Source organism: Aquimarina algicola, assembly GCF_006443095.1.
GTDB classification, from domain to species: Bacteria; Bacteroidota; Bacteroidia; order Flavobacteriales; family Flavobacteriaceae; genus Aquimarina; species Aquimarina algicola.
In genome coordinates, this window is sequence record NZ_VFWZ01000002.1 from 59074 (window position 1) to 75589 (window position 16516).

18 protein-coding genes are annotated in these 16516 nt (G+C 32.8%); 15 read left to right on the forward strand and 3 right to left on the reverse strand.

What is annotated here, in order from left to right:
- The first annotated feature begins 136 nt into the window (after positions 1-136).
- The 6 genes from FHK87_RS03885 to FHK87_RS03910 all read left to right on the forward strand — a co-directional run bounded on the left by FHK87_RS03885 (position 137) and on the right by FHK87_RS03910 (position 4143).
- A complete protein-coding gene (locus tag FHK87_RS03885; protein WP_140590021.1) occupies positions 137-1114 on the forward strand; it encodes a M23 family metallopeptidase in 978 nt (325 codons plus the stop codon).
- A 7-nt stretch (positions 1115-1121) separates the two neighbouring features.
- A complete protein-coding gene (locus FHK87_RS03890) occupies positions 1122-2228 on the forward strand; it encodes a CapA family protein (RefSeq protein ID WP_140590022.1) in 1107 nt (368 codons plus the stop codon).
- A gap of 2 nt (positions 2229-2230) precedes the next feature.
- On the forward strand, positions 2231-2560 hold the full coding sequence (locus FHK87_RS03895; RefSeq protein ID WP_140590025.1) for a MerR family transcriptional regulator: 330 nt from the start codon (positions 2231-2233) through the stop codon (positions 2558-2560).
- Positions 2561-2587: 27 nt separating this feature from the next.
- Positions 2588-3130, forward strand: coding sequence for a TetR/AcrR family transcriptional regulator (locus FHK87_RS03900; protein WP_140590027.1), 543 nt, complete (start codon positions 2588-2590; stop codon positions 3128-3130).
- Between the two features lie 78 nt (positions 3131-3208).
- Positions 3209-3601, forward strand: coding sequence for a hypothetical protein (locus FHK87_RS03905; protein ID WP_140590029.1), 393 nt, complete (start codon positions 3209-3211; stop codon positions 3599-3601).
- A gap of 11 nt (positions 3602-3612) precedes the next feature.
- Entirely contained in the window at positions 3613-4143 is a 531-nt protein-coding gene (locus FHK87_RS03910) for a PaaI family thioesterase (RefSeq protein WP_140590031.1), read from the forward strand.
- Between the two features lie 145 nt (positions 4144-4288).
- Here FHK87_RS03910 and der read toward each other — a convergent pair whose 3' ends face one another.
- From der to era, 3 genes are all read right to left on the reverse strand, one after another.
- Positions 4289-5596, reverse strand: a complete 1308-nt coding sequence (gene der, locus FHK87_RS03915) for a ribosome biogenesis GTPase Der (RefSeq protein WP_140590033.1) — start codon at positions 5594-5596, stop codon at positions 4289-4291.
- A gap of 327 nt (positions 5597-5923) precedes the next feature.
- Complete coding sequence (locus FHK87_RS03920; RefSeq protein ID WP_140590035.1) at positions 5924-7465, reverse strand: choice-of-anchor I family protein; 1542 nt, start codon at positions 7463-7465, stop codon at positions 5924-5926.
- 161 nt (positions 7466-7626) lie between these two features.
- Complete coding sequence (era, locus tag FHK87_RS03925) at positions 7627-8508, reverse strand: GTPase Era (RefSeq protein WP_140590037.1); 882 nt, start codon at positions 8506-8508, stop codon at positions 7627-7629.
- A 142-nt stretch (positions 8509-8650) separates the two neighbouring features.
- Between era and FHK87_RS03930 the strand changes: the two genes are divergently transcribed.
- From FHK87_RS03930 to FHK87_RS03970, 9 genes are all read left to right on the forward strand, one after another.
- Complete coding sequence (locus FHK87_RS03930; RefSeq protein WP_140590039.1) at positions 8651-8785, forward strand: DUF2256 domain-containing protein; 135 nt, start codon at positions 8651-8653, stop codon at positions 8783-8785.
- Entirely contained in the window at positions 8786-10087 is a 1302-nt protein-coding gene (locus FHK87_RS03935) for a DASH family cryptochrome (protein WP_140590041.1), read from the forward strand.
- A 3-nt stretch (positions 10088-10090) separates the two neighbouring features.
- Positions 10091-11623, forward strand: a complete 1533-nt coding sequence (locus FHK87_RS03940; RefSeq protein WP_140590043.1) for a cryptochrome/photolyase family protein — start codon at positions 10091-10093, stop codon at positions 11621-11623.
- Positions 11613-13097, forward strand: coding sequence for a cryptochrome/deoxyribodipyrimidine photo-lyase family protein (locus FHK87_RS03945; protein ID WP_140590045.1), 1485 nt, complete (start codon positions 11613-11615; stop codon positions 13095-13097). Before FHK87_RS03940 ends, FHK87_RS03945 begins: the two co-directional genes overlap by 11 nt.
- Before the next feature lie 43 nt (positions 13098-13140).
- Entirely contained in the window at positions 13141-13419 is a 279-nt protein-coding gene (locus FHK87_RS03950; protein ID WP_140590048.1) for a TIGR03643 family protein, read from the forward strand.
- On the forward strand, positions 13419-13820 hold the full coding sequence (locus FHK87_RS03955) for a DUF2452 domain-containing protein (RefSeq protein WP_140590052.1): 402 nt from the start codon (positions 13419-13421) through the stop codon (positions 13818-13820). The genes FHK87_RS03950 and FHK87_RS03955 overlap by 1 nt, the downstream gene beginning before the upstream one ends.
- A 99-nt stretch (positions 13821-13919) precedes the next feature.
- Positions 13920-14513: a TetR/AcrR family transcriptional regulator gene (locus FHK87_RS03960; RefSeq protein ID WP_140590056.1), complete on the forward strand. Its 594-nt coding sequence runs from the start codon at positions 13920-13922 to the stop codon at positions 14511-14513.
- Positions 14514-14567: 54 nt separating this feature from the next.
- Positions 14568-15815: a beta-ketoacyl-ACP synthase II gene (gene fabF, locus FHK87_RS03965; RefSeq protein ID WP_140590059.1), complete on the forward strand. Its 1248-nt coding sequence runs from the start codon at positions 14568-14570 to the stop codon at positions 15813-15815.
- Positions 15816-15908: 93 nt separating this feature from the next.
- Positions 15909-16484 (forward strand): Crp/Fnr family transcriptional regulator, encoded by a 576-nt coding sequence (locus FHK87_RS03970; protein WP_140590062.1) that lies wholly within the window; start codon positions 15909-15911, stop codon positions 16482-16484.
- The last annotated feature ends 32 nt before the right edge of the window (positions 16485-16516 follow it).

Below are 16516 nucleotides of genomic sequence, written 5' to 3' on the forward strand. Positions count from 1 at the left end.
ATTGTGATTTTAAGGCACATTGATATTTGTAAGTTTTTTCTGGACTTTGTAACAATTTACTATATTTGTTGCCATGTTGCGATTTTAATTGAACCGCAGCTTTTTGGTATCCTGCAAAAATAGTATATTTTATATTATGTCAAAGGTTAAATATTACTATGATAGTGACACTCTTTCTTATCGCAAAATAGAGCAAAAGAAAGGGAGAAAATTAGGTATAGCAGCTATAGGTATTTTAGGTGCCTTTTTAGCTGGCTTTATCTTGTTATTAATCTATTTAAACATTCCTCAACTAGAAACTCCTAAAGAAAAAGCATATAAGAGAGAGCTAGAGAATATGCAATTGCAATACGAGTTAATGAGTAAAAGACTCGAGCGTGATGAAAGTATTTTAAAAGAAATTGCCGAACGCGATGACAACATCTATCGATTGTATTTTGGAGCTCAAGCAATCCCTGAAGAACTTCGCAATGCCGGATTTGGTGGAGTAAATCGATATAAAAATTTAGAAGGTTTTGATAATTCTGAAATGATTATTGAAAGTAATAAACGAATTGACAAATTAACAAAGCAAATTGTAGTCCAATCCAAATCCCTTGATGAAATAGCAGAGTTAGCAGAGCAAAAAGAAGAATTACTAGCTACAATACCTGCAATTCAACCTATACAAAATTCTGATCTAAGACGTATGGCATCAGGTTATGGTTGGCGAACCGATCCTTTTACCAAGGCTAGAAAATTTCATTATGGTATGGATTTTTCTGCTGCTACTGGCACACCTGTCTATGCCTCTGGAAACGGAGTAGTAACTCGTGCAGATGCCAATTCTTCGGGGTACGGAAATCATGTTCGTATAGATCATGGCTTTAACTATGTAAGTCTTTATGCTCACCTAAGCAGATATAACGTAACGAAAGGTCAAAAAGTAAAACGAGGCGATATTATTGGTTTTGTAGGAAGCACAGGAAGATCAGTAGCTCCTCACTTACATTATGAAATATTTAAAGATGGCGAGCGAATTAATCCTCGTAATTTTTATTATGGAAGTTTGACTTCTGAAGAATTTAATGAAATGCTCAAGGCTTCGAATCTTATCAATGAAACTTTAGATTAAAATTTCTATGCAAAAAACCCTTCTTTTTGTCTCGATATTTGTGTTATCGTATTCGATACAAGCTCAAAAATATTCTAAAGAGGCAATAGATTCGATGTATAGCATCACAAAAATTACTCAAGAAAAATTAAAAACTCCTGAGTTTATCAAAGTAATGGCAGTCGGAGATATTATGATGGGAACAGATTTTCCTAATAATAGCTATTTACCTCCAGATGGCAAAGGACCTTTTGATGACGTAAATGAAATTCTCACTCAAGCAGATCTCCTATTCGGTAATCTTGAAGGTACATTAACTGACGAAGGTAAAAATGCTAAAAGTTGCTCTGATCCCTCAAAATGTTATTCTTTTAGATCACCAGAACGTTTTGGAAAATATCTCGAAGAAACTGGCTTCGATGTTATGAGTATTGCTAATAATCATATAGGAGATTTTGGTGCTAAAGGAATTAAAAACACTGCCAAAACACTCGAAAAGCACAATATTGCTTATGCAGGGATATTTGCGCAACCTTCTACTATTTTTGAAAAAAATGGAATTACTTATGGCTTCTGTGCTTTTGCGCCTAACAAAGATTGTATCAAAATACATGACTTGAAAAACGCAAAAAAGATTGTAACTGAACTTAAAGAAAAAGCAGATATTGTAATTGTTTCTTTTCATGGTGGTGCAGAAGGACATAAACACACTCATGTACCTAGAAAAACAGAACGTTTTTATGGCGAAGATCGTGGTAATGTGTATCTTTTTGCTCATACTATGATTGATGCCGGTGCAGATATTATACTAGGTCATGGCCCTCATGTTTCCAGAGCTTTTGAAGTATATAACAATAAATTTATCGCTTATAGTTTAGGTAATTTTTGCACCTATTCCAGATTTAATCTAACGGGTATAAAAGGTTATGCTCCTATTGCAGAAATAGAAATAGATAAAGAAGGAAACTTTATAAAAGGAAAATTACATTCTGCAAAACAAATCGATGAGATATATCCATTTATGGATAAAAATAAGAAAGCTTTATTTGAAATTAAACGTCTTACTGAAGAGGATTTTCCAGAAAGTCAACTTATCTTTAATGATGACGGAAGTTTTTTTCAACAAAAAGAATAAGTATGCACGTAGACTTACCCAACAAAATGTATTATGGTATTGGCGAGGTTGCCGAAGCATTTGGTGTAAATACATCTCTCATTCGCTTTTGGGAAAAAGAATTTGACATACTTAAACCGAAGAAAAATGCAAAAGGTAATCGTAAGTTTACTCAAGAAGACATCAAAAATCTTGAGCTTATCTACCACCTTGTTAAAGAACGTGGTTTTACCCTGGAAGGTGCTAAAACTCACCTAAAAGAGCAAAAACAAGAGTCTCTTAGTAGTTTTGACATCATTAGAAAACTAGAAGCTATCAAAGGACAGTTGATTAAAATTAAGGAGCAATTATAAGCTGAAATTAAAAGTAAAACTATCCTGATGAAAGCAAAAATGCAATGGATAGAAGAAGGGTACAAAATGTTCTCTCATCGAGGTCCTGAAGGAATCAAAATTGAAAAATTAGCTAGAGAAGTAGGGATAAACAAGTCCTCATTTTATCATCATTTTGCTGATGTCGAAATATTTACAGAACATCTTTTAGAACATCATTTAGGACACATCATACAATTAGCAGAAAAAGAAAAACAAGCTACCAATCTAGACGAACTGATCGAAATTTTTATTCAACATAAAACAGACCTTCTTTTTAATCGATATTTGAGGGTACATAGAAATAACCCCAGATTTTTAAAATACTTAATTACAACCAACGAAATCGCCGGTAATGCCATTTTAAATATTTGGGCACAAATACTAGAGCTAGAAGAAAATTCTTATCTCGCTCGTTTGGTTCTAAAACTTAGTGTCGAAAACTTCTTTCTTCAAATCACGGACAAAACAATCAATCAAAAATGGCTCAAAGATTATTTTAATCAGCTGAAAACAATGGTCAGGGAATTCAAAAAAAATAATCATAAATAGTTCAACAGACGGTACCGTCTAAAATTTAAACCTCACATCTTCTATATTTATGGTTTATAATACAGAGATTTAAACCATATGAATATTTATCTGTTCCTAGCCGGTATGTTATGTCTTTTATTAGGAATAGCACATTCTATTATAGGAGAACGTAACATTTTTAGTAGTAAAAGAACCAAAGGAAACATCGTACCTACACAGGCAGGGACATATATAACAGAAAAACATTTACAGATTATTTGGGTTGTGTGGCATTTTGTCTCAGTTTTTATCTTTTTTATTGGAGGAATAGTACTAAACATAAGCTTAAATAAAAATAAATACTATCAGGACAGTAATGAATTTATCATTCAGGCGATTTTATTGACATTAACAGCAACTTCAATTCTAATACTCCTTGGTACCAAGGGTAAACACCCTGTTTGGATAGCTTTTTTGATCATAATCTCATTATTACTTATCGGAATGTAAAACAAAAATAAATGTCTATATACAAAAAAATTGCACGGATAGGACCAAAATATATTGGTAAAAATAAGCTTTTCAAATACGGGTTTAATTTTTCGCCAATGTATCGAAGAAGTACTGCCAAAATTATTGAAGCATCAAAAGATTTACTACATATTAGAATTAAACTTCCTATCAGCTATAAAAACAAAAACTATGTAAATTCTATTTTTGGAGGAAGTATGTTTTCTGCGGTTGATCCAATTCCCATGGTACAACTAATAAACTTAATTGGAGAAGATTATGTGGTTTGGGATAAATCAGCAAACATTTTCTTTAAAAAACCAGCAAAAGAAAACTTATATGCAGACTTTGAATATAACTTAGAAGAACTTGAAGAGATCAAACATAAGGTTGCTCAACAAAACGAGATAGAAATTACAAAAACAACAACACTTACAGACAAAGATCGTAAAAAAACATACTGTGAAGTTCATAAAACTATCTATATCGCCGATAAATCATTTTACAAAGAAAAAATGAAACACAAACTTAAAACTGCATAGCTCTATTAGACGTTGGAGCGTATTTAAAGCATTTGCATTGCCATTCTATATATTACCTCCTCTTCTATTTAGAAACAGTGAGGGTATCAATAATTTCAAGCATCTATATTCTTCGTGATATTGGAGGAATTAGAGTGATTGTTATTTATTTTTTCCTTAAATATACTGAAACAGGCACCCCATTAAAATCAAATTCTTTGCGAAGCTGATTTTCTAAAAATCTTTTATATGGGTCTCTGATGTATTGAGGTAAATTACAGAAAAATGCAAACTGCGGTTGTGGTGTTGGTAATTGCGTGATATATTTAATCTTTACATATTTACCTTTGTATGCAGGAGGAGGGTTATGTTCTATAATAGGCAACAAAACATCATTAAGCTCGCTGGTTTTAATTTTTTTAGAACGGTTTTTATAAACTTCTACGGCAGTTTCTATAGCTTTAAAAATACGCTGTTTGGTTAAAGCAGAAATAAAAACGATAGGCACATCAGTAAAAGGTTCTATTTCTTTACGAATCATTTTTTCGTAATCTTTGAGCGTATTACTCTCTTTATTAGCAATCAAATCCCATTTATTCACCAAAATAACAATACCTTTTCGGTTACGTTCGGCTAGCCAAAATATATTCTGCACCTGCCCATCAAAGCCTCTATTGGCATCGAATAATAATAGACATACATCACTATGCTCTATGGCTCTTACAGAACGCATTACAGAATAAAACTCAAGATCTTCTTTGACTTTGGATTTTCGTCGGATTCCTGCAGTGTCTACAAGATTAAACTCAAACCCAAAACGATTATATTGTGTATCAATAGCATCTCTGGTAGTACCTGCAATATCAGTAACAATATACCTATCTTCTCCAATCAAAGCGTTGATAAATGATGATTTACCTGCATTAGGCCTTCCTACTACTGCAAATCTTGGTAGTTCTTCTTCGGTTTTTTCTTCTTTCTCAGGAAGCACTTTGACTAATTCATCCAAAAGTTCTCCTGTACCACTTCCGTTTATACTGGCAATCGTGTAGTATTCTCCAAGTCCAAGACTATAAAACTCTACTGCATCAGATGCTCTTTGCGAATTATCAACTTTATTTACAACCAAAAAAACAGGTTTATCTACTTTGCGAAGAATATTGGCAACATCTTGGTCCATGCCGGTTATCCCTGATTCTACATCTACCATAAAAATTATAGCATCTGCTTCATCTATTGCTAATTCTACCTGTTTATCAATTTCTGCTTCGAAGATATCATCACTACCTACTACATACCCACCTGTATCAATCAATGAAAATTCAACCCCATTCCAGTCACTTTTTCCATAATGACGATCGCGAGTTACACCACTTACAGCATCTACTATCGCTTCTCTTCTTTGAATTAATCGATTGAAAAATGTTGATTTTCCTACATTAGGTCTTCCTACGATTGCAACTATACCACTCATTAATATCTATTTCTAAAATTTGTGCAAAATTAGACTTTTTATTTTAGCAATACTATATAATATTCTGATTTGACAAGAAATAGGAGAGTCATAAAAATAAAAAGTCCAAAGGCCGATGTTTCAGGCCGATGGAACTTTTCATAATTGATAGTCAGTCAGTGAAATAATTACTTATATCAAAGATAACAAGTATTCAATCTAAGTTGGTTACTGTTAAACAACAAAGTTTTTATGGATGTCTTTTAGTTTTGATCCGGCTAATTCTTTTCTGTTGTTTATCAAAAGTTATTCTTATTGATTTTAATGTTCACAATTACAACACTTTATTTAATCATCTCCCTTACGGATCTCATAAATAGCGACGGTATTAGATACTTCATTGGTAGCAATAACCAAATCATTGCCTGTTGGACTATCTTCATCTTTTACTACAATAAGTCCTTCTGGAGAAATATCTTCTGTATCTCGTAACCACTCTAAAAACCTAGGGTGTGAAGGATTAGAGATATCATAGACCAAAATCCCTCCTGTTCTTTCTAAACCTACAAACAGCAATGTTTGTTTTCCAACTTTTAGGGTTGTAACTGCTTCTGGTTCTGCCCCTTTATCATCTGATCTTTTATCAGCCTCACTACCTTCATTATTATTAAAAGCATCTGGATCTAAATCAAAAATTGTTTTTCCGATTTCATCTCCACTATCATAGATTAAAGCCCCTGAAGTTGACCATATACTAAATGATCTCGCTCCATAAGCATAAATTACTTCGTGATTACCATCGCCATCTATATCTCCATTGGCAGTAGTAGTTTTTAGCCTTCCAAGATTCTCATCAAGTTGTAATGTTGCTGCGTTTGGAAAAATATCAGGATCAAGTGTTAAATCTTTGACTCTAGTTTCTTCAGAAAATCCATCATAATCTCTCGCATCACCTTCATTAGCAGTAATCAAATACCTGCCTCCATTTATTCTGGCAAAAGCAATGGCATCCGGATGATAAAATCCAAATACAGGCCAATTCTTAAAATTACCTACGATATCATCTTTATCACTAGCATCTATTTGATTGGCGGGTAGAGAATAATCTTTTACACCAAGACCAACAACATTTTCTATAGTTTTTGTTTCTAGATTTACAATAGCAATTCCATTATTTTCTTGTAAGGTGATATATGCTTTTTTTGAATTATTGGATATAGCTACATATTCTGGTTCTATATCTTGTGCGAGCGTTGCATTTGGTCCAAAAACCCTAAAATCGTTACCAATATTTCTACCATTGAAAGCTGTAAAACCAAGAGTAGAAACTTGTCCTGTAGCTACTTCTATTATTGTAACCGAACCTTCGGGGTCATTAGTATATAAATCATTGGGTTCTCCTTCGTTTGCCGTTACAATATATTTTCCATTTGGACTAAAGGTTACCATATCTGGCAGTGCTCCTGCAGGATATGTATTTAGAAGTGTCTGTGTATCTGAATCGTATGTTACTACAGTACCATTGGCTTGTTTGTTTGCTGCATTTTCTAAAGCGACTGCTACAACTCCATCATAAACAGCAACGCTATTAGGTATTCCTGTTAAAGTGATACCTGCTCCTCGTACCGGTTGAGCCGGGTTAGAAATATCCCAAACCGATAGTTCTGAATCATTAGGATTAACTATAAATAATTTACCAGTATTAGGGTCGAAAGCAGAAATCTCTGCAAAGCCTTCGTCTCCAGTACCATTGGTAAAGCCTCCAATTTTACTAAAAGTAAGTTTGTCATTGTCTCCTCCGCCTCCGCCTGTATAATCATCAGGTTCACAAGAACTTAAAATTAGTGAAGCCGCTAAAGAACAAAGAATAAATTTGTTGAAAATTTTCATTATAAGTGATTGTTTATGAAGTTAAAACTTCAAAAATTAACAACCCATATTTCTTTAACGTTATCTTAAGAATAAAAAATAACTATCAATGCAACGTATATGTTAGAAAATTAACAACAATAGAGGTAAAATATTTTTGCATTTAGTTCCGGAAAGAGAATTTACTGATTATATCCAAAACGTTTTAGTTGTTTTTGATTGCTGCGCCAGTTTTTATTTAATTTTACATACAACTCCAAATGAATCTTTTTTCCAAAGAATTTTTCTAGCTCTATTCGTGCCTCTGTCCCCACTCTTTTTAGCGCAGTTCCTTTATGACCAATTATGATTCCTTTTTGTGAGTCTCTTTCTACCATAATAACAGATCGGATTCTGATGATATTTTCGTCTTCAAAAAACTCTTCAGTTTCAACTTCTACTGAGTATGGTATTTCTTTTTTGTAGTGTAGTAATATTTTTTCTCGTATGGCTTCATTAACAAAAAACCGCTCCGGTTTATCTGTTAATTGATCTTTTGGATAAAAAGCAGGAGACTCTGGTAGTAGCTTTACAATTCTATCAAATACTTCTTTAACATTAAAATTCTCTAAAGCAGATATTGGATATACCTCTGCATTAGGTACTTTTTCTGCCCAAAAAGACACTTGCTCCTCTAAAGTCTCTTGATCAGACCGGTCAATTTTATTGATTAACAAAAGAACAGGGATTTGGGTTGTAGTAATTTTGGTAAAGAAAGCCTCGTCTTTTAATGCTTTTTCTCCTATTTCTACCATATAAACCAGTATATCTGCATCTTCAAAAGCTGATTTCACAAAATCCATCATAGATTCTTGCAATTCATAAGAAGGCTTGATAATACCTGGAGTATCTGATAAGAGAACCTGAAAATCTTCTCCGTTTACAATCCCTAGTATACGATGCCTAGTGGTCTGCGCTTTAGAAGTTATAATAGATAATTTTTCTCCAACAAAGGCATTCATCAATGTAGATTTTCCTACGTTGGGATTACCTATAATATTTACAAAACCTGCTTTGTGTGCCATAGCAACTATTTTAAGGCGTAAAAATAATGTATTCTATAGTATTACTCCTCATCATACTTCAAACTAATGTTAAAACCCAATCCAAAAATAAATATTTGTTTAATCATTTTGTAAATTTGTTAAACAATACTATATTCAATACATGAAAAAAACACATCTTCCTACAAAAGTTTGTAAGGTCTGTAATCGTCCTTTCACATGGAGAAAAAAATGGGCAAAAGTTTGGGAAGAAGTTCAATATTGTAGTGAACGTTGTAGAAGAAATAAAAATAGATAAATGCAAAAAACAGGTTTAGTTTGGTTTAGAAATGATCTAAGAAGTCAGGATAACGCTTCTATTACTGCTGCCATCAAAGAAAATGACAGAGTAATAGGTGTTTTTTGTTTTGACCCGGATCTATTCAAAACAAATACATATGGTTTTAAGAAAACAGAAAAATACCGAGCCAAATTCTTAATCGAGACGATAACACAGCTAAGAGATCATCTCGAGAAGCTCAATATTTCACTGCTTGTTTATTACAAAAAACCAGAGCATATTATTCCTGAAATTGTACAGCAACATCAAATACAACATATTTACCTTCAAAAAGAATGGACACAAGAAGAAGTAGACACTTGTAATCGTGTAAAGAACTCAAAAGACATGTCGCATATCCGCTGGGTTGAGAATTATGACCAATTTCTTTTTCATCCTGATGATGTTCCTTTTGAGATCGAGAATATTCCCAAAGTGTTTACCAATTTTAGAAAAAAATGTGAAAAATACAGCAGTGTAAAAGATGTGTTGCAAACCCCTGTTTTGTCGTCTGAAAATAAAGTTGACCACAATACAAAAATTCCGGAGCTTGCTGATTTAGATTTTGAAGATTTTACAGTAAGTACTAAATCCGCTTTTCCATTCAAAGGAGGAGAATATGAAGCTCAAAAAAGAATTCAATCTTACTTTTGGGATACAGAACGTCTTTCTTACTATAAAAAAACACGTAATGGATTAGTAGGCGTGGATTACAGCTCTAAACTATCTGCTTGGCTTGCTAACGGGAGTATTTCTGCAAGAAGCATTTATCACGAAGTCAAAAAATATGAACGTAATATCAAGAAAAATGATTCTACGTATTGGCTCATTTTTGAATTGATTTGGAGAGATTTTTTTAAATACATCTCTCTACAACATAATAACTCTATATTTCTTTTAGGAGGAATTCTAGAAAAAAAATACGAATGGAAAACCGATTCTAACCTAATAAATCAATGGATGAATGGCGAAACACATGAACCTTTTGTGAATGCAAATATGATAGAACTCAAAGAAACAGGGTGGATGAGCAATCGAGGAAGGCAAAATGTAGCTTCTTTTTTTGCAAAAGATCAAGAATTAGATTGGAGAATAGGAGCTTCTTATTTTGAATCACTTTTGATCGATTATGATGTTCATAGTAATTATGGTAACTGGATGTATGTTTCGGGTGTGGGTAATGACCCCAGAGATCGAAAATTTAATATTAAAGTACAGGCAGAACGCTATGATGCCAATCACAAGTTTCAAAACATGTGGTTACAACAAACATTATTTTAAATTATGATTTTAAGACTTATCCTTGGTGACCAGCTTAATGCGCAACATTCTTGGTTTGATGAACCAAACGATGATGTTTTATATTTTATGGCAGAAATGCGCCAGGAAACAGATTATGTAGCTCATCATATTCAAAAAGTAGTTGCTTTTTTTATGAGCATGCGCAATTTTAAAGATACACTTATAAAACAAGAATTTAATGTCAAATATTATACGATAGATGAAGTAGAAAACACTCAGGATTTAGCTGACAACTTATTACAAATCATTTCACAAAACAACATCACAAAATTTGAATATCAGCTTCCAGACGAATATCGTCTAGACCAACAACTACAAAAATTCTGTACTACTCTTGGTATTGATACAGAAGTTTTTGATACAGAACACTTTTTAACTTCAAGAAAAGAACTCACTGATTTTTTTGAAGGTAAAAAGCAGTACACGATGGAGTACTTTTATCGCTACATGCGCAAGAAATATGATATCATGATGATTACCGAAAAAGATCCCGAAGGCGGAAAATGGAACTTTGATCAAAGTAATCGCAAAAAATGGACTGGCAAAGATGCTATTCCTAAAGAAAAAAATACTGTAAAAGATGTCAAGAAAATTGTTGATCTCATCCAAAAACATGATATCAAAACGATTGGAAACATTGATTACAAAAGCTTCAATTGGCCAACATCAAGAGAAGAATGTTTATCAATCCTCAACTACTTTTGTAAACACTTATTAGTACATTTTGGTGACTATCAAGATGCTATGCATACCGAAGAAAAATTCTTGTATCACAGTCGGTTATCATTTGCCATGAATAGCAAAATGCTTCATCCTATGGAAGTGGTGCAAACTGTAATTAATTATTGGAGAGAACATAAAGAAAATATAGATATTTCTCAAGTAGAAGGCTTTGTGAGACAAATCATAGGTTGGAGAGAATTCATGAGAGGTATTTATTGGAAAGAAATGCCAGACTATCAAAAAAGCAATACCCTAGACAACACGAATACATTACCTGATTTCTATTGGACGGGCAAGACCAAAATGAATTGTATGCATCATGCAATTAAGCAAAGTCTCGATCATGCCTATGCACATCATATCCAGAGGTTAATGGTCACCGGCAATTATGCATTACTTACACAAACGCATCCAGATGAAGTTGATAATTGGTATTTGGGAGTCTACATAGATGCTATAGAGTGGGTAGAAATTACCAATACAAGAGGAATGAGCCAATTTGCCGATGGCGGTATCGTAGCAACCAAACCTTATGTTTCTAGTGGGAGCTATATTAATAAAATGAGTAATTATTGCAAAAGCTGTCATTATAAGGTAAGTAAAAAAACAGAAGATGATGCATGCCCATTCAACTCATTATATTGGAATTTTCTAGACGAGAAACGTTCTTATTTTGAAGGAAATCAGCGTATGTCGATGATGTTAAACCTATTGAATAAGATGGACAAAGAAAAATTAGAGGCTCATAAAAAGAGAGCTGATCATATTATACAAAACCCCAATGAATACTAAAAAAGAACAGGTAAATATCGTTTGGTTAAAAAGAGATCTCAGGTTACAAGACAATGAGGCTATTTATAATGCGCTGTCATCTGATATGCCTGTTCTTTTATTATACGTTTTCGAAAATTCTCTAAAAACTGATAAACATTACAGTCAACGACATTGGAATTTTATAAAACAATCATTAGCATGTCTCAATACCCATCTTTTATCGTATAATACAAAGGTAGTTACGGTATCTTCAGAAGTTATTCAGGCATTTAGCACCTTACAACAGTTTTGGAAGATTAACACCGTATTTTCTCACCAAGAAACCGGATTACGTATTACATATAATCGGGATAAAGCATTTGCCCGATTTTGTAAAAATAATCTTATCGAGTGGCAAGAATCTGTAAACAATGGTGTCTTCAGGGGTCTTGAAAATCGAAAAACATGGCGCAACGATTGGGAAGAGTATATGCAAAACCCTTTATTTGATTTTCAACCAAAATCAAATGTCTTTATCAATTTAGAGACGATCTCAAAGTTAGAGGAACTTTTTAAAGTGGAATCTTTAGAAACAGATACAGCTTCTACTTTTCAAAAAGGAGGAACAGATATTGGTTTAAAATATTTACATTCCTTCTTCAATGAACGTTACAAAAATTACAATCAACACATTTCTAAACCCGAATTAGCCCGAAAAGGTTGCAGTCGACTCTCTCCGTATCTGGCATGGGGAAACTTATCAGTACGACAAGTATGGCAATATGCAAAAGCTTTTAGAGAAACAGCAAAAAACAAAAGGGCTATAGATGGGTTTACTTCTAGATTACGTTGGCAAGCCCATTTTATCCAAAAGTTTGAGATGGAAGATATTATGGAGTTCGAAAGCATCAATAAAGGGTATCGAAGACTCAAAAAACAAATTTCTGAAGGATACCAAACCGCATGGCGAGAAGGAAAAACAGGGTATCCGCTAGTCGACGCCTGTATGAGATGTCTAAACGAAACAGGATATCTTAATTTTAGAATGAGAGCTCTGGTCGTATCCTTTTTTACGCATAACTTATGGCAACCCTGGCAAGAAGCTACGGCTCATTTATCACAAATGTTCCTTGATTTTGAACCCGGTATACATTTTCCTCAATTACAAATGCAAGCAGGCGAAACCGGAATCAATATGTTACGCATTTATAATCCGATAAAAAATAGTATTGAACATGATCCAGAGGGTATCTTCATCAAAAAATGGGTCCCTGAACTACGAAATATTCCAATAGCCTTTATACATGAGCCTTACAAGATGACACCTATGGAGCAAAAGTTTAATAATTTTACATTAGATAAAGACTACCCTTTACCCATAGTTGATATGATCAAAACAAGAAAAAAAGCAAGTGACACACTATGGAACATGAAGGACGATCAATTAGTGCTTAGAGAAAGCTATAGAATTCTAAAAAAACATACATTACCCGATCGCAATAATTTTGACTAACAGAATTAGATCTGAATTATGCATCTAGAAAATAAATAAAAATATGCAACATAAACTATCGATAAGAGACATCGACCGTATTATAGAAATGGCATGGGAAGACAGAACGCCCTTTGATGCAATTTTAATGCAATTTGGTTTAAAAGAACAAGAAGTAATAACTTTGATGCGTAGAGAAATGAAGCCCTCTAGTTTTAGAATGTGGCGTAAACGTGTACAAGGTAGAAAAACCAAACACAGTAAACGAAGGGATTTTGAAGAAGGAAGATTCAAATGCAGTCGCCAACGCCAAATTACTCATAATAAAATATCAAAAAGATAATGTCTGAAAAAAAGAAGCCCGATGCCGTTGTATTTGATGAAGAGCACCAAAAATATAATGCTTCCCTAAAACCATACAGTACTAACCTTGGCGCACCAAAGATCACAACAACAGACACTGTTGCATGGAAAAATGTGAGTATTCACAAAGTAAACAAACAGGTAAAAGCCAAATATGATGAGTTAAAGGCTGAATACGATGCTCTTATGGAACAATTTGAGTATAATAATCTCGTGTATAGTGCCAAATTTAATTTTGAGCCTATAGTAGGTGAAACGTATCACTTATACAAAGATAATGAGCAGCAACCTTTTTTATCTATAATTTCACCAAACGAATGCAATTTTAATCATATTGGAACATTCAGACTTAATGCAGAGAAAATGTGGGAAAAATTATAGAAAACTCTATTATTAACCAATACAAGTATATTTAGCAATAGATTTACATCTATTTCAGCATTATTTGTATTTCTATATACCGTTGGGTATATTTGTGACATGATAAGATCAGAAAAGACAAGACAATTTATTATTGAGAAGACTGCTCCTATATTTAATAAAAAAGGATATGTAGGAACGTATTTATCCGATCTTACCATTGCAACCGGGCTTACTAAAGGAAGTATTTATGGAAATTTCAAAGATAAAAATGAAGTAGCTTTAGAAGCTTTTAGATATAATTATAAATTTCAAACAGAAAACATTATATCTAAAATAGAAGAAGAAAACAAAGCTGTTGACAAACTATTAGCATTTTTGAATCATTATAAAACTACATTCAAAGCTATCTTTAAAAATGGTGGTTGTGCGATTCTAAATACTGCTACAGATGTAGACGACGGAAATGATTTACTAAAAAAAGAAGTTGTAAAAACAATTTACAACTGGCATCATAGAATTGTTTCTATTTTATTACAAGGGATACAAAACGATGAGTTTGATGAATATCTTGATACTAATGAATATGCATATAGAATGATAGCGCTAATCGAAGGCAGTATACTTCTTGCCAAAACATTAAACAAACCCGATATATTATTGAATAACATCATATTTCTAGAAAAAGAAATCAAACAAATATCATTAGAATAAAAAAATTTAAATCGCCATATACCTTACGGTATATAAAATAATTTAATAAACGATATGAGAAGAGTAGTTATAACTGGCTTAGGAGCAATAACCCCAATAGGAAACAATGTCAAGGTCTATTGGCAAAACCTACTTAAAGGGATATCTGGAGCAGAGAAAATAACCCGTTTTGATCCAAGTAAATTCAAAACTCAATTTGCTTGTGAAGTTAAAAATTATGATCCTTTGGTTTATTTTGACAAAAAAGAGGCTAGAAAACTTGATAGATTTAGTCAATATGGATTAATTGCTGCAGAAGAAGCTATAAAAGACGCAAAACTTGAATTTTCAAAGTTAGATACCAATAGGATTGGTGTAATTTTTTCAAGTGGAATTGGAGGGTTTGAAACATTTGAGGATGAAATAGTACAATACACTCAAAACAACTTCCGACCAAGATTTAATCCCTTTTTTATTACCAAAATTATACCTAATGGATTATCTGGTGCTATTGCTATCAAAAATGGATTAAGAGGAATCAATTATACTCCTGTAACTGCTTGTGCTTCTTCTACACAAAGTATTATTCACGCTTTTAACTATATTAAATTAGGGAAAGTAGATATTGTAATTACAGGAGGGTCTGAAGCTCCCATTACAGAAGCTTCAATTGGAGGTTTTACTGCAATGAAAGCTATGTCTACAAATAATGAAAACTATAGTATTGCATCAAAACCTTTTGATAAAAATCGAGATGGTTTTGTAATTGGTGAAGGTTCAGGGGCTTTAGTTATAGAAAGTCTAGACTCTGCTATAAGAAGAAATGCTACTATATATGCTGAGATTACCGGAGGTGGAGAAAGCTCAGATGCATATCATATCACAGGAACACATCCTGAAGGACTTGGGGCCTATCTCGCAATGGAAGGTGCCTTAAAAGAAGCTAATATTCTTCCTGAAAAAATCGATTATATTAATGCTCACGCAACCTCTACCGGAATAGGAGACTTATCAGAAATAAAAGCAATCGAAAAACTTTTTGAGCACAATCCAGAAAAACCACAAATTAATGCTACTAAATCTATGACAGGACATCTACTAGGAGCGACTGGAGCAATAGAAGCTATTGCAACTACTCTATCTGTAAAAACAAATATGATTCCACCAACTATTAATACTATAGATATTGATGAAAATATCTCTAAAGATTTCAATTTATCATTGCACAAAAAGTCAATAAAACAAATTGAATATGCGCTTAGTAACAGTTTTGGATTTGGTGGCCATTGTGCCACAATAGTATTCAAAAAATATAACAATTAAAATACTTAAAGAATAAGTGACACACATAAAAATTATAAAAAAATAAAACAGCATATTTTTTCGACTTTGATTTGTAATTTCATAGTTTAGAGTATGATGAACACATTCTCAGATTTTTTTGCTACATACGGCTTTCTCTCCAAAGAAGTCATTTCTGATATCGACAATATTTCTGTTAATATTTCATTTCCTGCAAATGAACTTATACTTACAGCAGGTAGTACTTCAAAAGATATATATTTAATAGTAAATGGAGCTGCAAGACTTTATTACTACAGCGAAGGAAAAGAAATTACAAATCAATTCTTTTTTGAAGGAGAAATCATTGCCGATATGGAAAGTATGTATTCAAAAAAAAGAAGTAATTACAATATTCAACTATTAGAACATTGTGATTTGATCAAAATCAGATATTCGGCATTAGAAAAATTATATCAACAATATCACGACCTGGAATCCATAGGTAGAAAGTTAGCTATAGAATGTTTTCTAGAGGAAAATGAACGTAATCGGTCTTATCAAATACAAACTGCAAAAGAAAGGTATCAAAGTTTAATCAAAAAACACCCTAACATATTAAATAGGATCAATCTTGGTCATATTGCATCATATATTGGGATTACTCAAGTACAATTAAGTAGAATTAGGTCAGAACTTTTTTCTTTTTAACAAATGTAAAAAGAAAAGGCTTTTTGGTTTTA

What these genes read in the sequence shown, in the direction of transcription:
- fabF (WP_140590059.1), top strand. Translation starts at nt 14,568, where the DNA reads ATGAGAAGAGTAGTTATAACTGGCTTAGGAGCAATAACCCCAATAGGA.
- FHK87_RS03930 (WP_140590039.1), top strand. Translation starts at nt 8,651, where the DNA reads ATGAAAAAAACACATCTTCCTACAAAAGTTTGTAAGGTCTGTAATCGT.
- FHK87_RS03905 (WP_140590029.1), top strand. Translation starts at nt 3,209, where the DNA reads ATGAATATTTATCTGTTCCTAGCCGGTATGTTATGTCTTTTATTAGGA.
- der (WP_140590033.1), bottom strand. Translation starts at nt 5,596, where the DNA reads ATGAGTGGTATAGTTGCAATCGTAGGAAGACCTAATGTAGGAAAATCA.
- FHK87_RS03960 (WP_140590056.1), top strand. Translation starts at nt 13,920, where the DNA reads ATGATAAGATCAGAAAAGACAAGACAATTTATTATTGAGAAGACTGCT.
- FHK87_RS03885 (WP_140590021.1), top strand. Translation starts at nt 137, where the DNA reads ATGTCAAAGGTTAAATATTACTATGATAGTGACACTCTTTCTTATCGC.
- FHK87_RS03950 (WP_140590048.1), top strand. Translation starts at nt 13,141, where the DNA reads ATGCAACATAAACTATCGATAAGAGACATCGACCGTATTATAGAAATG.
- FHK87_RS03895 (WP_140590025.1), top strand. Translation starts at nt 2,231, where the DNA reads ATGCACGTAGACTTACCCAACAAAATGTATTATGGTATTGGCGAGGTT.
- FHK87_RS03945 (WP_140590045.1), top strand. Translation starts at nt 11,613, where the DNA reads ATGAATACTAAAAAAGAACAGGTAAATATCGTTTGGTTAAAAAGAGAT.
- FHK87_RS03890 (WP_140590022.1), top strand. Translation starts at nt 1,122, where the DNA reads ATGCAAAAAACCCTTCTTTTTGTCTCGATATTTGTGTTATCGTATTCG.
- FHK87_RS03955 (WP_140590052.1), top strand. Translation starts at nt 13,419, where the DNA reads ATGTCTGAAAAAAAGAAGCCCGATGCCGTTGTATTTGATGAAGAGCAC.
- FHK87_RS03935 (WP_140590041.1), top strand. Translation starts at nt 8,786, where the DNA reads ATGCAAAAAACAGGTTTAGTTTGGTTTAGAAATGATCTAAGAAGTCAG.
- era (WP_140590037.1), bottom strand. Translation starts at nt 8,508, where the DNA reads ATGGCACACAAAGCAGGTTTTGTAAATATTATAGGTAATCCCAACGTA.
- FHK87_RS03940 (WP_140590043.1), top strand. Translation starts at nt 10,091, where the DNA reads ATGATTTTAAGACTTATCCTTGGTGACCAGCTTAATGCGCAACATTCT.
- FHK87_RS03910 (WP_140590031.1), top strand. Translation starts at nt 3,613, where the DNA reads ATGTCTATATACAAAAAAATTGCACGGATAGGACCAAAATATATTGGT.
- FHK87_RS03900 (WP_140590027.1), top strand. Translation starts at nt 2,588, where the DNA reads ATGAAAGCAAAAATGCAATGGATAGAAGAAGGGTACAAAATGTTCTCT.
- FHK87_RS03970 (WP_140590062.1), top strand. Translation starts at nt 15,909, where the DNA reads ATGATGAACACATTCTCAGATTTTTTTGCTACATACGGCTTTCTCTCC.
- FHK87_RS03920 (WP_140590035.1), bottom strand. Translation starts at nt 7,465, where the DNA reads ATGAAAATTTTCAACAAATTTATTCTTTGTTCTTTAGCGGCTTCACTA.